Source organism: Bacteroides mediterraneensis (assembly GCF_900128455.1).
In the GTDB taxonomy this organism is placed as follows: domain Bacteria; phylum Bacteroidota; class Bacteroidia; order Bacteroidales; family Bacteroidaceae; genus Phocaeicola; species Phocaeicola mediterraneensis.
On record NZ_LT635783.1, the window covers coordinates 813,894 to 829,783 of the forward strand.

Sequence of the window (15,890 nt, forward strand, 5' to 3'; positions counted from 1 at the left end):
TTTGGATTTTTCTCAAAAAAAGGAATTTACAAGTTTCTTTCTACAGATTTCATCGCTTTAAACGGTTTTTTCTTGGTCAGAAGCCTCCTAAGAGGCTACTTTTGCAAGATTATGCGCTATGGCCAGCAGGCCAAATTCAATTTCCACCTTCTTCAGTCCACGGAGATGGAACCTCTTGAAGTGCTTGTTGTTCTTGAGGTTTCCAAATACGGCTTCCACATCCTGCGGCCGCTGGCTCCGGTATTTAAGACCTTCCGCAGAAAGGAGTTTCTCACGTTCCCTTTCCTTGATTTTCCTCAGCCTGTGGTTTACCTGCACAATCCTTTCCGACCGGCTTCTGTGACACCGGCATCTTAACGGGCAGCCCTTGCAGTTCCGGGCCCTGTACCTTGAGATGGTCTGTACAAAACCGTTGTCCGTCGTCCGCTTTACATCGGAGAGTCTTTTCATCCTCTGTCCCATCGGACAGTACATCCCGTCGGTTTCTTCATTATAGTAAAAGTTGGCAGACAGGAACGGGTCATTCCTGAAGCTCCTTTTCTGTTCCTTGTGGAAATAGCTGTACTTTATGAAGGTTTCAATGCCATGCCTGAAGGCGTACAGGTAGTTCTCCTCGCTTCCGTATCCGGCGTCACAGACGGACACGTCAGGATATCTGCCGTACAGGGAATGGAAGTCTTCCATGTGCAGGGGATAGGTGGAGGTGTCACCGGCACACTGGTGGAGGGTATAGTTCAGGATGAACTGTCTGTTGGTACTGACCTGCGGGTTGTATCCGGGCTTGAGCTGCCCGTTCCTCATGTGGTCCTCCTTCATCCGCATGAACGTGGCGTCGGGGTCTGTCTTGGAGTAGCTGTTGCGCCCATCGAGAATCTTTCCCTGGGATTCATATTTCTTCAGCTGTTCGGGCCATGCCTTCCTCACGCGCCGAACCTTGGCCTTCACTTTCCGGTCCGCATCCGTTCCCTCCAAGGCTTCATGTATCTGCTCCAGCGCCCTTTCCACCTTCTCGGGGGTGATGTCCTGGTAAGTGACGGGAGCGGAGTCGCGCAACTCCTGCTTGGTGACGGACTCGGCGTACCGCCATATTTCCTCAAGCTGTTCCGCGATTCTGGAGATGCGGGTGTGGATGGACTTGCCCCAGACGAACGTATAACGGTTGGCGTTTGCTTCCATCTTCGTCCCGTCGGTGCAGGCCACGTCCAGACTTACAAAGCCCTCCGCCACGAGGAACTTCACGATGGTGGCGAAGACGGTCTTGAGCACATCCTTCAGCCGACTGCTGCGGAAACGGTTGATGGTGTTGTGGTCAGGAGTCACATTGCCGGTCAGCCACATGAAGCGGATGTCATTGCGGCAAAACTCTTCGATGCGGCGGCTGGAATAGATGTTGCGCAGATAGGCATATACCAGAATCTGCAGCATCATGCGGGGATGGTAGGCCGGACAGCCTTTGACGGAGTACTTGCGGTAAAGTTCTTCCAGGCTGATCTGTTCAATGATACGGTGAACAACCCGGACCGGGTCGTTCTGGGGAATAAAATCGCCTAAACACGGAGGTAAAAGCAGATTATCGTTGGAGGTATAGTTTTTAAACATTATCTTTGGGATATATTGCTTGATTCCCTAAGATACAAAAAATTAGGGAGACGGGCAAGTCCTGACTGAGCGAAGTTGGGGCTTGCCCGATTTTTTTTGCAGACACAAAAAAGGCCATCTCAAATTATATTTCAATTTGAGACAGCCTCGTTGCGATATAGAGATGTATTGTATTATACCAGATGCGCAATCAGTTCTTCACGGTCGCCGGCCAACAGGTCGATTACCGGAATTTCAATCATGGTGTAGCATCCCGGCTGCTGTTTCATGGAAGCACGGGCTACGCAAACCAGTACCTGAGCAGTCAGGGCCGGATTGTTGATTTTCATGTCGAACTCAAACAGCTGGTTGTGAGTCTTTCCGGATACACCTTTACGTACCAAGTTTACGCCATGACCGACATCGTTCAGGTCGTCTACACAAGGCACCTGGATGACGTGTGTCTCGTCGTTTACAAAATATGGGTCGGCTTTGATGGCTGCTTCTACAGTTTTGAAATCAGCTCCTTCTTCCAGTTCTACATACACCATACGGCGGTGAATGCCTGTACCTACCGGAATAGTCATAGACAAGGCGTCTTTCACTCCTTCGATAGCACGAACGGCTACAGAGTGTCCCATGCTGCGGCCCGGACCAAAGTTGGTGTAAGTGATACCCTTCGGAGCGATGGCTTCCAGCAATGTGCGAACTACAGAGTCGCTTCCCGGATCCCATCCGGCAGAGATAATAGAAACGGCGTTGTGTGCCTTGGCTGTTTCGTCCAGTGTACGGCGCAGGCTGGTAATCTGCGTATGGATGTCAAAACTGTCTACGGTGTTGATGCCTAATGCCAGGATTTCTTTGGCGTAGGCTTCTACGCTGCGGGTCGGGGTAGCTAAGATGGCTACGTCTACGTCCTTCAGTTCGCGGATATCCTTTACTACCGGATAGTCGGCCAGTTCTGCCGGCTTGTTTTCTGCTCCATGACGGCGTACCACACCTGCTACTTCAAAATCGGAAGCTGCTTCAAGGGCTTCCAGGGTAAATTTCCCGATGTTTCCGTAACCTACTACGGCTGCTCTTATTTTCTTCATATTTCTTATATGTTTAGGTTGTTTCGTTGAATGTGTCGCAAAAATACAGAATTAGAATCGTTCCAAACAAGCTGAAAATGGGAGAATTTCCAAAAAAACTCGTGAAACTTACAATTTATAACTTTCTTATCATTATTTTTGTTCTCTATTTTATAAATTGTTAGTAAAACATGATTGAATATATCAAAGGAGAACTTGTGGAGGCTACTCCGGCTTGGGTGGTAGTGGATTGTCACGGATTGGGATATGGCATTAATGTGTCGTTGAATACATTCTCGGCCGTACAGGGTAAGAAAGAAGTGAAACTCTATATTTACGAGGCCATCCGGGAAGATGCATACGTGTTGTATGGGTTTGCCACTCGTCAGGAAAGGGAATTGTTCTTGTTGCTCATCAGTGTGTCGGGTATTGGAGGAAATACGGCACGTATGATTTTGTCGGCACTTTCTCCCTCGGAACTGTGCAATGTCATCGGCAGTGGGAACGACAAGTTGCTGAAGACCGTGAAGGGGATCGGGTTGAAAACCGCGCAACGTATTATTGTGGAATTGAAGGATAAGATTGCCGTGACAGGCATCGAAAGTGCGGCTACCGTGAAGTCGGTGGCAATGACTGCCCATTCGGAAGTATATGAGGAGGCAGTGGCGGCTTTGACCATGTTGGGATTTGCCCAGGCTCCGTCGCAGAAGGTGACTGCCCAGATTCTCAAGGAGGAACCGGAGGCGCCGGTAGAAAAGGTTATCAAGTTGGCCTTGAAACGGCTTTAACAGTGGTCTTTGTTTGCACGTATTTATTTTTTTTGTTCCTTTGTGGAGTTCTATTAATTAAAGACTGAAAGAAATGACATTTGCGAGCATTGTATGGGATGTGGATCCGGTGCTGGTTCACCTGGGATCGCTCGAAATCCGCTGGTACGGTCTGATGTGGGGCTTGGGATTTATCTTGGCCTATGAAATCGGTTCCCGTATGTTGAAGAAAGAAGGCTGTCCGGATAATTGGGCTGATAAATTGTTTATGTACTGTATTGTCAGCAGTGTAATTGGAGCCCGTCTGGGACATTGCCTTTTTTATGAATGGGATTATTATGGGGCGCATCCCATTGAGATTCTGAAAATCTGGAAGGGAGGACTAGCCAGCCATGGGGGAGTCTTTGCTTTGATATTAGGTTTAATTTGGTATTCCAAGACTGTGACGAAAAAAAGTGTGTGGTGGTTGTTCGACCGTCTGATTCCGGCGGTGGCGGTAGTTTGTATTTGTATCCGTTTCGGCAACCTGATGAATTCCGAGATTTTCGGTTATCCTACGACTTTGCCTTGGGGATTTGAGTTTGTCCGTTCGCGCGAATGGCAGGAATTGTATAATCAGAACGGAGTGGCTCAGGCTTGCCATCCTACACAGATTTATGAGATGCTATATTGTCTGGTTGCTTTGATTGTTTCATGGGTGATGTATCATAAGTATCATTTGCAGAAACGGGTTGGACTGATTACTGGGGTGTCGTTGTTGATATTCTTTGGGGCCCGGTTTGGGTTGGAATTTATGAAAAATCCACAAGTAGCTGAAGAGGTAGGTATGACTTTGAACATTGGCCAATGGTTGAGCGTTCCTTTGATTCTGTTGGGAGTTTATCTGATTGTTACAAGCAAAAAACGAAAAGAAACGTTTTGATAATATTTGATAATAAGCAACTTTCTCTTTAGAAAGTCACTTATCGTACGAATGTTTCATCCTTGAGTAACTATGTTTCATGTAACATAATTATTCGAGGATGAAACATTTTTTATATATATATTAATGGCTGAACGGTACTTTTGCATCGCCGTTATTAAAACGGCTGAATGAGACAACTTAATGTTTAACTTAATCTTATGCGTAAATGAAAAGCCATAAAAGAGCATTCTTATTTACACTCCTATTTTCAATGGTGTGTATGGTATTGCAAGCGCAAAGTTTGCAGGTCGAAGGAACTGTGATTTCGAAGTCTGATGGGGAGCCGATTATTGGAGCCTCCGTTCTTGAAAAAGGTACCACAAATGGTACGATTACTGACCTTGATGGTAAATTCTCTTTATCAGTAAAACAAGGAGCAGAAATTGTAATTTCTTATGTGGGTTTTAAAACTCAAACCTTGAAAGCTGCGGCAGTTTTGCATGTAGACTTAGTAGAAGATACGGAAATGCTGCAGGAAGTGGTGGTAACAGGTTATACTACTCAGCGTAAGGCCGATTTGACCGGTTCAGTTGCTGTGGTTTCAACAGATGCCATGAAAACAGCTCCGGATCCAGACCCGATGAAAGCTTTGCAAGGAAAAGTGGCTGGTATGACGATTACGACTAATGGTTCTCCGAGTGGTACGGCTACGGTACGTATTCGTGGTATCGGTTCTTTTAACTCTTCTCAGGATCCGCTTTATGTGATTGATGGTGTGCCGACTAACATGTCTCTGAATTCATTGAATGCCAATGATATTGAGAGTATGCAGGTATTGAAAGATGCGGCTTCTGCTTCTATCTATGGTTCACGAGCTTCTAATGGTGTAATCATCATTACTACTAAGAAAGGTAAGAAGGCTGATAAGGTGAAAGTAGATTTCTCTGCTAATCTGACTGCTCAGTTCTATTCTTCTCAGTCATTGATGGATGTATGTAATTCATCTGAATATGCTACAGCCATGGCGCAAGCTGCATTGAATGATGGATTGGATCCGGTGGCTTATGCCAACAACTATGGTTTGGACTTGAATGCGGCATCAGGAACTCCGATTACGGTATGGAATCCGCAAACAAACCAATATGTAAATTATACGGTCAATGGACGGTATGACGGATTCATCAACAGCAAGAAGACCATGCGTTATTCTGATACAGACTGGTTGGATGAAATCTCAAGAGTTGGTTTCTCTCAGAATTATGACCTTTCTCTTTCGCATGCGAATGACAAACATTCTACCATGTTCTCATTGGGTTACAAGAAGAACAATGGTATCTTGAAGTATACGGATTTTGAAAATATTTCAGCCCGTATGAATTCATCCTATAATATAAATAGGTATGTCACTATTGGTGAAAACTTTACAGTGACTTATTCAAGCCAGGTGGATTGCGCGCCGATGGAAAATGCGTTGAAGATGGCACCGACCGTACCGGTATATGAAACAGATGGAACAACTTTCGCAGGTCCGGTAGGTGGTATGAGTGACCGTCAGAACCCGCTGCGTGAATTGTATCACAACAAAGACAATCATTTGGACTACTGGCGTTTGTTTGGTAACGGATATGTAGATATCAAGCCTTTCAAAGGTTTTGTATTCCGTTCCAATTTCGGTATTGATACGTATAATTCAATCATTAACTCAATGACACACACTTTCCATTCTGATATTGTCAATAATGATATTGCCAAGACGACATTGTCAAATAAGAATGAAGTGAACTGGACATGGTCAAATACCATCAACTACAATTTTAATATTGCGAAGAAACATGACTTCAATGTGTTGTTGGGATCTGAATTGTCAAAGCAGAGCTCTATTGATTTCTCAGCCTACTCAGAAGGTTATGCCTTGGAGGATGTTGATTATATGTGGCCGAATGCTGCGACAGGCGTCATGAAGAATACTGGTGCGAAAGTAGGTTACCGTCTGGCTTCTTTCTTTGGAAAGATTGACTATAACTTCGATGACTTGGTTTTGGCTTCATTCACTATTCGTCAAGATGGTTCTTCTCGTTTTGGTAAAGGTCACCGTTGGGGTACTTTCCCGGCAGCTACATTGGGTTTGCGTGTGTCTAAATGGATAAAAGCAAGTTGGATGGATGACTGGAAAGTGAGATTGTCTTGGGGACAAACTGGTAACCAGGCAATTGATAACAATGCACAGTTTGGTTTGTATGTAGTGGATTACGGATTGGACCGTGTGACTTCAACTGCATACGACTTGTATCTCCAAGGTTCAGGAACCTTCCCTTCAGGATATCGTGCTACTCAGCTTGCCAATCCTAATTTGAAATGGGAATCTGCTACACAGTATAACGTGGGTACCGACTTTACTCTCTTGAATGGCAGCTTGTATGGTACGATTGATGGATATGTGAAGAATGTAGGTGACATGTTGATTAATCCGGCTTATCTGGGTGCCATTGGTGAAGGTGGTAATTCTTGGTTGAATGGTCCTTCTTTGCGTAACTGGGGTATGGAATTCAATGTAGGATACCGTAAGTCACTGGCCTGTGGACTGGGCTTGGACGTCAGTGCCAATGTAGACTTCTTCCGTAACAAGGTTACTTATCTGCCGTCGACTACTACCGGAGCTTATGCTCATACTTCAAGAGAAAACTTGGTAGAGTCAGGCATGCCTTATGGTTCTTCAGTAGGTTATATCGTAGAAGGCTTGTATCAGACGCAGGAAGAAGTAGACAAATCCGGACAGGCTAATGCCCGTGTAGGTGGTTTGAAATATAAAGATGTAGATGGAAACGGCATCATTACTCAAGATGACCAGGAGTGGATTTATAATCCGGTTCCTGCTTTCTCTTATGGTTTGAATATCGCATTGAACTACAAGAACTTCGATTTGACGATGTTCTGGCAGGGCGTTTGCGACCAAGATGTATACAACAACCAGAAAGCACAGACAGACTTCTGGAGTATTGTGGATGCTGGTTCTAACAAAGGAACCCGTTTGCTGGGTGCTTGGAATACCAACAATACAGGTTCTACGATTCCGGCTTTGACGACCAATAACACCGCAGATGAAGGTAGAGCTTCCAGCTATTATGTAGAAAATGGATCGTATATGAAATTGCGTACCCTCCAATTTGGATACACCGTGCCCACTACTTTCTTGTCTAAGTTTAAGATGACTAGTGCCAGAGTTTACGTGTCAGGTCAAAACCTGCTGACTATCAAGAGCAAGAGTCTGACTTGTCCGGATCCGGAAAATCCGAACTGGAATTACCCGCTTGCAACTTCTGTATCATTTGGTTTACAAATTGGTTTCTAATTTAAAATAAAGGAAATGATGAAAAAATATATATTGCTGGCAGCTTGTGCACTCGGTTTGTCATTGAGTAGCTGTGAAGATTTTTTGAATTATACTCCGACTGCAGTAGTAGACGAAGACAAAGCCTTCTCTGATCCGGAGAAAATGGTAAATGCGGCTTACGCCATGTTGGGCGACTGCTGGTACACTTACCCGTTCAATTTGTTCCCTTATGGTGACGTGAGCTCGGACGACTGTCTGAAAGGTGGTTCAGGAACGACGGATACAGGTTATCATGCCTTTGATATCTGGACTACACTGACCCCTACCACTCCGGGTGAGATGGATGAACTTTGGTATCGTTTGTATGTGGCTATCTCTCGTTGCAACCGTGCGTTGCTGGCCTTGGAACGTAATGGCGATCAGTTGGGCGAAGATGTAAAGGCACAGCGTGTGGCTGAAATGCGTTTCTTGCGTGGACATTTCTATTTTAAATTGTTGACTGTGTTCCGTCAGGTTCCTTGGATTGACGAACAAGTAGTGGAAGATAATTCGTATGAACAGGTTAGCAATACTGCATTGAGCTACGAACAATTGTTCCAGAAAGTGATTGATGATTTCAAAGCAGCTTATGACGTGTTGCCGGTGAAAGGACCGGGTGAAGATGGCCGGGCTAATAAGGTAGCAGCTGCTGCTTATCTGGCTAAATGCTATCTGACTTTGGCTTGGGGAGACGGATATGAAGCTACTACGGGTGAAAGCCATATCAACTCTGAATACATGCAGAAGGTGATAGACTATACGGATGAGGTTGTGTCTTCCGATTACGGATATTTGGAAGATTATGGAGATATCTTCTTACCGGCCTACAAGAATAGTAAAGAATCTGTCTTTGCGGTGCAGTGTTCAGATTATGAGGATGACAATACCACTTACGGACGTGCCAACTGGTCGAATATGCTGAATGGCTGCTGGCAGATGTGGTCTTGCGGATGGGATTTCCACAAGCCGTCTCAGAATTTGGTGAATGCCTTCAAGACCAAAAACGGTCTACCGATGTTTGATGACTATAATAACGAGATTGATTATCCGATTAATGGTCAGCCTACGGATCAGAAATGGGATCCACGTTTGTTCCATACAGTAGGTATGCCGACTTTCCCTTACAAGTATGAGGCTGAATATACCATGACTACCGCCAATTCACGTACACCGAATACGTATGGATATTATACTTCGTTGAAGGAAGTACCGCAACGTTCTGAGGGAGAAACTTACAACGGTTCATGGCAGGCTTTTGCAATGAATGATTATGTATTCCGTTACACGGACGTGATGCTGATGCGTGCGGAAGCATTGATTGAACTGAACAGATTGGACGAAGCAGAGAACATCGTGAATGATATCCGTAATCGTGCAAAGCAGTCAGTTACCAAACATATCAGCTATGCTGCAGACCAGTGTGAAATTGCACTCTATCCTGAAGGTTATTTCTCTAACAAGGAAATTGCCCGTAAATGTCTGCGTTGGGAACGTCGTCTGGAAATGGCCATGGAAAACGGACGTTTCTTTGATTTGCGTCGTTGGGGTATTGCTTCAAAGACTTTGAATGCGTACTTCCAGAGTGAACAGAATGACGTATATGAAGGTCAGACTTATGGACAGTATTACAAGGACGCTCATTTCACTCCTGAGAAGAACGAATTCTTCCCTGTGCCTTACAACCAGATGTTCTATATTCCTGGATTGTACACACAGAATAAAGGATATGAATAATTAATTCTGACTTTCCTTTTCCTCCCTTGCAAGGGGAGGGAGGGGAAAGTTATTAGTTTATAATGACCAATAACAAATTTATTTTATGAGAAAGTATGCCTATACAATGAAAGCAGCCCTTTTAGGACTTTTCTTAGGAATGGCTCCTATTGTGCAAGCGGAATCTGCGTGGACAGTTCGTCATCTGGTAAGTGAACAGAGTATTGTTTCTCTGGATGTGAAAGAAAACTATTTGATTCTTCCTATACAGGATGATGCACCGGAAGGTAAAATTTGTGTGGTAAAGGATAATGAACAGGAAGGTACTTTCATGAATGTGCGTTTGGCACGTGAAAGAGTAGACTCATACGTTCCATTTGCGTTGTCGGCTTATAAAGGACAACACATTTCTATCGACATACAGGGAGTTCCTGAAAATGCACTTTGTTGGAAAGAACTGAAGCTGTCTGATTCTTTCGATATGGCGAACAAGGAAAGTTTCCGTCCGGTTTATCATCACACACCGGCATACGGCTGGATGAATGACCCGAACGGTATGTTCTATAAAGATGGAGTTTATCATCTGTATTTCCAGTACAATCCTTACGGTTCTGTATGGGGAAACATGCACTGGGGACATTCTACCAGTACCGATCTGGCACATTGGACATTTGAAGGTTGTGCCATCGTTCCGGATGCATGGGGCGCTATTTTCAGCGGTTCGTGTGTAGTAGACCATGAGAATACGGCAGGCTTTGGTAAGGATGCCATAGTGGCCTTCTATACTTCTGCCAAGTCTACTCCTTGGGGAGACGTGCAGGCAGAGAGCATGGCTTATAGTCTGGACAATGGAAAGACTTTTACAAAATATGAAGGAAATCCGATCGTGACTTCTGAAGAGAAAGACTTCCGTGATCCGAAAGTGTTCTGGTATGCACCGGGCAAACATTGGTGTATGATTTTGGCGGTAGGTCAGCATATGGAGATTTATTCTTCTGCTAACCTGAAGGATTGGAAAAAAGAAAGTGAATTTGGTGCCATGCAGGGTGCTCACGGAGGTGTATGGGAATGTCCGGACCTGGTTGAGCTTCCAGTAGAAGGTACCCGTGAGAAGAAATGGGTGCTGATTTGTAACCTGAATCCGGGTGGTCCTTTCGGGGGTAGCGCCGCACAATATTTTATCGGTTCATTTGATGGAAAGAAGTTCGTGAACGAATTCCCGACACAGACCAAATGGATGGACTGGGGTAAGGACAATTATGCCACTGTCACTTGGAACAATGCACCTGAAGGCCGTTGCGTGGCTTTGGGATGGATGAGCAACTGGCAATATGCCAACAATGTGCCGACCCGTCAGTACCGCAGCGCTAATACCATTGCGCGCGATTTGACAATTTATCGTGAAGGGGGAGAACTGTATCTGAAGAGTACTCCTTCCAAGGAAATCAAGAAAGCTCGTGGTGAGAAGGTTTCTGTGCCTTCATTCAAGGTAGCTGGTCATCATGAAGTGGCAAGCTTGTTGAAAGACAACAAGGGAGCTTATGAGATTGAGATGGTGATTCAGAATGCGGGCGCCTCAAAGATTTCATTCTGCCTGTTGAACGAGAAAGGAGAGAAGGTTTCCATGTATTACGATGTGCCACGCAAGCAGTTTGTGATGGATCGCAGCAAGAGCGGAAAAGTGGATTTCAGCAGCGATTTCCCGGCAGTAACGGTTGCTCCTGCTACTGCAGATAAAGAGATGACGTTGCGCTTGTTTGTAGATCGTTCAAGTGTAGAAGCTTTCGGTGAGGATGGAAAGTTTGTAATGACCAATCTGGTATTCCCGTCGGGAACTTATAACAAAATGTGCTTTGAATCAGACAAGGACGGTTACACTGTCAAGACTTTACGAGTATACCCGTTGAAGTAACTGGCTGTTCCCTGAGGGGGATGGTGAATGTGTACTGGCTTTTTCTTTAATTTGTAAGAATGTTACATCCTGTTGCAATTATGTTGCATGCAACAATATTGTCACAGGATGTAACATTCCTTATGTTTTACAAATAGTCAATTCCCTATTTTTGCAGCAAACAAATTAAAACAACAACTTTCATGCAAACAGCTAATTAATTAATGCTATGAAGGCCGATAAAAAACAGTTTTCTAATCGTATGGGAGCTGCAGTGTTGCTGCTCGCTTTGGCTTGTGTGAATGGATATGCACAAGACAACAAATCCTCAAATGACGGTAGTTCTAAGGAAGAAGGAAACCGTAATGTAATGTTGAATGCTGCCAGTGCGAATGGACCTCGTGAAATTCAAATTGGTTTGCCCTCTGCGGATGTGAATGTGCTTGAAAACGGAGTTCCGGTAACCTTTGCTACCAATCCTCACAGTGTGAATTCACTGTGGCGAGCAGATGCCAGCTTGAGTCATGTCGGGTTGCTGAAAATTTCAGAAACAGCCATTACGACGGGAAATATTGGCTATGCGGTGAACTCTTTTACTCAGTTGGGGCAAAAAGGATTCAATGGTACGTTGAACTACAAATCAAACCATTTTGGCATGCAGGAAATCTCGTTGAACCTGAATGGAGAGATTGCCAAGGATTGGTTCTATAGTGGAAGTATTTACCAGGATTTCGACCCGGGAACGTTCAAAATCAAATCGACTCCTTTCCAGGACCGTACTCAGATTTACAAGTTTGCTTTGACGAAGCGTTACAATCAGAACCGCGGTGAATTTACGGCTATGTATCATTACAGCAATAGTCATCCGGTGTATATGTATGCTACTCAGTCTGCACCGTTTGTTTATGTGGGTGATGGTAGTGTGAGAGAGTTGGGCGCTTTCGCTTTGGGTACGACTTCATACTTGCCGGTAGACAATGAAATGATATACCGTGACATGAAAACCGGTGAGTTGAAGAAGACTAGTTTGTATGATGCGGTACAGAACAAGGGTAGTGAAGTGTCATTGATGAACAATTATAACTGGGACAACGGATTGTCTTGGAAAGTGATCATGAAGTATGACCATTCTACCGGTGCTTGTGTGTACCAGACTCCGATGGAACTTTCACAACGTGCAAACAGCAGCATCAATTATCAGTATGAAGGTGAAGATGGTCGCATGCAGGCATACAACGGAGAATATGTGCAGAGCCGTATGTCATGTCTGAATCGTGGATTTATTGATGAGTTTATGTTTACTACAGAGTTGTCCCGTAAGTTGTCGAACGGAACTTGGCGTTTGGGATTGAACGAATGGTATTATGACATAGACTATGCATCTAATACCACTATGTATGACCAGTCAGTTCCTACCGATGGAAGTTATCCGGTTCGTTTGTACAATCCGGATTATGCGACTTCTACTTCTCGTTCGTATGATGGTAATGGTTATTACTACGATTTCAACAAGAATGCATCAGAATATTATAAGGGTCACGAAAATAAATTGGCTGTGTATTTCACTCATGACTGGGATGTGACAGACAAATTCAACCTTTACTATGGTGCACGTCTGGAGTATCAGGCACTTCGTGGAAACAATGCGGCAGTGAAAGATGCAAACGGTAATTTCGTAGGACGTTTTGCCGACTATCATTTGGGGGCTACAGCTCCTAACGGAACAGTCATCGCGCCGACTCCGATGGATTATGACTGGTTCAACTATGCGTTGAGTGCGGCTGCAACTTATAAACTGACGAAAGAATTCGGATTTACCGGTGACTTCACTTATATTACACAACATCCGAAACTGGAGAATTTTGCACCGGCTGTATCGCCGAATGTGGACAAGATTTCAGTGCCTCTGGGACGTGTGGGTATTTATTACAACAATGAATGGTTGAGTTTGACTTCTTTGTTCTCTTACATTTCGAAGACCAACAACAACTCTACCTTGAACTTACAGCATAGTATCAATGGTGAAAATGAAATTTTGGCCGCACCGCTGACTTATGACATCAAGACGTTGGGTTGGACTACTGACGTGGTGACACATCCGTTTAAAGGATTCGATTTGCACTTCCTTTTCACTTATCAGAAGCCGACTTACAAGAAATATGAGACTTCAGTGACATTCTCTGACGGTTATGTGGGGCAGATTAATGCTACTGGTAACATCGTAGCAGAAATTCCTCAGGTGATTGTGGAAATAGACCCGAGCTATATGATTACGAAGGATTTGAAAATCTGGACCAGTTTCCGTTACTTTAGCAAGACTTATGCCAATATCAACGATGCCTATTACTTCAATGGCCGTTGGGAAACTTTCGGTGGGTTGAACTGGCAGGTAAACAAAAAACTGTCATTGGGATGTTCGGTAGTCAACTTCCTGAACCAGACAGGTGCGAAAGGTAGTATTGCCGGAGCAGAACTGGTGACAGAGGAGGACGCTGGAAAATATGCAAATACGGTTATGGCCGGAAGTTATATCCGCCCGTTCACGGTGGAATTCTCCGCACAGATAAAATTCTGACATTCATTTTTTTAATCAATTATATGATTCTCCGGTATGCCTTCGGGCTGCCGGAGTATAAAGAGTTTTCAGTTAAGGTATTTTATTATATAAATAATTTGTATTTTTAATCCCTATAAAATAACATATCATGAAAAAGAATTTTGTTAACCTCGCATTAGGAGCATTTTTATTGACTGGTATGGGGGCATGTCAATCGCAGAAGAGTAACCTTGTGTTTGAACATCAGGGTGATACTTTAACCATTGTACATATTAAGAATCCAGCCAAATATTTATTGCTTCCTATTCAGGAATCTTCCAATGAAGGGAAGGTAAAGTTGGATACAGGTAGTCCGGCTGACACACCGATGGATATCCGTCTGGCGGTAGACAGCGTAGAATACTATGTACCTTTTGAACTGCCTGCCGGTGCGAAAGAGGCTACTGTGACCATCGGAAAGGTAGCTGCCAATGCGGTTTGCTGGGATCATATCCAGCTGTCGGATACATTTAATACAACTAATACGGATTATTACCGTCCGGTATATCATCACACCCCGCTTTATGGCTGGATGAACGATGCCAACGGTCTGGTATATAAAGACGGAGAGTATCATTTGTATTTCCAGTACAATCCTTACGGTTCTAAATGGGGCAATATGCACTGGGGACACTCAGTCAGCAAGGATTTGATTCATTGGGATCACTTGAAGCCGGCAATTGCCCGTGACACCTTGGGACATATTTTCTCTGGAAGTACAGTGGTGGATAAAAACAACAGCGCAGGCTACGGAAAGGACGCTATCATTGCTTTCTATACCTCAGCCAGTGATGAACACGGACAGATTCAGTGCATGGCTTACAGCAATGACAATGGACGTACTTATACAAAATACGAGAAGAATCCGATTCTGACTCCGTTTGACGGATTGAAAGATTTCCGCGATCCGAAAGTGTTCTGGTATGAACCTGCCCAGAAATGGTATATGATTGTTTCTGCGGATAAGGAAATGCGTTTCTATTCTTCTTCTAATTTGAAGGACTGGGAGTATCAGAGTGGATTTGGAAAGGGATATGGCGTACAGCCGAATCAGTTTGAATGTCCTGACTTCATTCAGTTGCCGGTAGATGGTGACAAGAACAAGATGAAGTGGGTGATGATTGTCAATATCAACCCGGGATGTATGTTCGGAGGTAGTGCCACAGAATATTTCGTAGGTGACTTTGACGGAAAAGAATTTAAATGTGATACGAAGCCTGAAGTAACGAAATGGTTGGATTATGGAAAAGACCATTATGCTACTGTTTGCTTCTCTAATACAGGTGACCGCGTGATTGCTGTGCCTTGGATGAGCAACTGGCAGTATGCCAATGCTACTCCTATTCGCCAGTATCGTGGCGCCAATGCGTTGCCGCGTGAATTGTCTCTTTACACAAAGGACGGTCAGATTTACATGGCTGCCAATGCGGTGAAGGAAACTGAAGCATTGCGTAAGGATACTCGCAAGGTGGATAACTTTGCAGTAAAGGGTGAATATAAGATTGACGAAATTGTGCCGCAGACGGATGGCGCTTACGAACTGGAAATGGACGTGACTCCGGGTAAGGCACAGGTGGCAGGCTTTGAGCTGCTGAATGATAAAGGTGAGAAGATGAAAATTTACCTGGACATGAAGGCAGGCAAGGTGGTGGCTGACCGTACGGAAAGCGGTATTGTGGATTTGACACGTTACGGAGAGGTAACCGTACATGAAAAAGAAACAGACGACCACCGCAAGACCATGTCAATCAACTATAAGAATGACTTTGCTTTGGGCACATGGGCTCCACTTTCCTTGTGTGAAGGAAAAACTTATCATTTGAATATTTTTGTAGATAAATGTTCTGTTGAAATCTTTGTAGACGGCGGACGTATTGCCATGACCAACTTGGTATTCCCTACAAAACCTTATAACACACTTCGCTTCTATGGAGAAGGTGGTGAGTATAAAGTGGAGAACATGAATATATATAAACTGGGATTATAAACGGCCATAAA

The 15,890-nt window shown here is 44.3% G+C and carries 9 protein-coding genes; 7 read left to right on the forward strand and 2 right to left on the reverse strand.

The window, feature by feature from the left end; translation table 11 throughout:
- Positions 1–87: 87 nt before the first annotated feature.
- Together BQ7480_RS03280 and BQ7480_RS03285 are read right to left on the reverse strand one after the other, a co-directional pair.
- A complete protein-coding gene (locus tag BQ7480_RS03280) occupies positions 88–1,599 on the reverse strand; it encodes an IS1182 family transposase (RefSeq protein WP_083581734.1) in 1,512 nt (503 codons plus the stop codon).
- A 173-nt stretch (positions 1,600–1,772) separates the two neighbouring features.
- Positions 1,773–2,672, reverse strand: coding sequence for a diaminopimelate dehydrogenase (locus BQ7480_RS03285; protein ID WP_072541707.1), 900 nt, complete (start codon positions 2,670–2,672; stop codon positions 1,773–1,775).
- A gap of 170 nt (positions 2,673–2,842) precedes the next feature.
- On the opposite strand from BQ7480_RS03285, the gene ruvA reads away from it, so the two are divergent.
- The 7 genes from ruvA to BQ7480_RS03320 all read left to right on the forward strand — a co-directional run bounded on the left by ruvA (position 2,843) and on the right by BQ7480_RS03320 (position 15,879).
- Positions 2,843–3,439: a Holliday junction branch migration protein RuvA gene (gene ruvA / locus BQ7480_RS03290; protein WP_072541708.1), complete on the forward strand. Its 597-nt coding sequence runs from the start codon at positions 2,843–2,845 to the stop codon at positions 3,437–3,439.
- A gap of 73 nt (positions 3,440–3,512) precedes the next feature.
- On the forward strand, positions 3,513–4,340 hold the full coding sequence (gene lgt / locus BQ7480_RS03295; protein WP_072541709.1) for a prolipoprotein diacylglyceryl transferase: 828 nt from the start codon (positions 3,513–3,515) through the stop codon (positions 4,338–4,340).
- A 262-nt stretch (positions 4,341–4,602) separates the two neighbouring features.
- Complete coding sequence (locus BQ7480_RS03300; protein ID WP_394332613.1) at positions 4,603–7,671, forward strand: SusC/RagA family TonB-linked outer membrane protein; 3,069 nt, start codon at positions 4,603–4,605, stop codon at positions 7,669–7,671.
- Positions 7,672–7,686: 15 nt separating this feature from the next.
- The gene (locus tag BQ7480_RS03305) at positions 7,687–9,426 is read left to right on the forward strand and encodes a RagB/SusD family nutrient uptake outer membrane protein (protein ID WP_210436320.1); all 1,740 of its coding nucleotides are present in this window, start codon (positions 7,687–7,689) and stop codon (positions 9,424–9,426) included.
- A gap of 139 nt (positions 9,427–9,565) precedes the next feature.
- Positions 9,566–11,317 carry a glycoside hydrolase family 32 protein gene (locus BQ7480_RS03310; RefSeq protein WP_235816719.1) on the forward strand — a complete coding sequence of 584 codons (1,752 nt, stop codon included), beginning with the start codon at positions 9,566–9,568 and terminating at the stop codon, positions 11,315–11,317.
- 208 nt (positions 11,318–11,525) lie between these two features.
- A complete protein-coding gene (locus BQ7480_RS03315; RefSeq protein WP_072541712.1) occupies positions 11,526–13,871 on the forward strand; it encodes a porin family protein in 2,346 nt (781 codons plus the stop codon).
- 130 nt (positions 13,872–14,001) lie between these two features.
- Complete coding sequence (locus BQ7480_RS03320) at positions 14,002–15,879, forward strand: glycoside hydrolase family 32 protein (protein ID WP_072541713.1); 1,878 nt, start codon at positions 14,002–14,004, stop codon at positions 15,877–15,879.
- Positions 15,880–15,890: the final 11 nt, after the last annotated feature.

What these genes read in the sequence shown, in the direction of transcription:
- BQ7480_RS03280 (WP_083581734.1), bottom strand. Translation starts at nt 1,599, where the DNA reads ATGTTTAAAAACTATACCTCCAACGATAATCTGCTTTTACCTCCGTGT.
- BQ7480_RS03285 (WP_072541707.1), bottom strand. Translation starts at nt 2,672, where the DNA reads ATGAAGAAAATAAGAGCAGCCGTAGTAGGTTACGGAAACATCGGGAAA.
- ruvA (WP_072541708.1), top strand. Translation starts at nt 2,843, where the DNA reads ATGATTGAATATATCAAAGGAGAACTTGTGGAGGCTACTCCGGCTTGG.
- lgt (WP_072541709.1), top strand. Translation starts at nt 3,513, where the DNA reads ATGACATTTGCGAGCATTGTATGGGATGTGGATCCGGTGCTGGTTCAC.
- BQ7480_RS03300 (WP_394332613.1), top strand. Translation starts at nt 4,603, where the DNA reads ATGGTATTGCAAGCGCAAAGTTTGCAGGTCGAAGGAACTGTGATTTCG.
- BQ7480_RS03305 (WP_210436320.1), top strand. Translation starts at nt 7,687, where the DNA reads ATGATGAAAAAATATATATTGCTGGCAGCTTGTGCACTCGGTTTGTCA.
- BQ7480_RS03310 (WP_235816719.1), top strand. Translation starts at nt 9,566, where the DNA reads ATGGCTCCTATTGTGCAAGCGGAATCTGCGTGGACAGTTCGTCATCTG.
- BQ7480_RS03315 (WP_072541712.1), top strand. Translation starts at nt 11,526, where the DNA reads ATGAAGGCCGATAAAAAACAGTTTTCTAATCGTATGGGAGCTGCAGTG.
- BQ7480_RS03320 (WP_072541713.1), top strand. Translation starts at nt 14,002, where the DNA reads ATGAAAAAGAATTTTGTTAACCTCGCATTAGGAGCATTTTTATTGACT.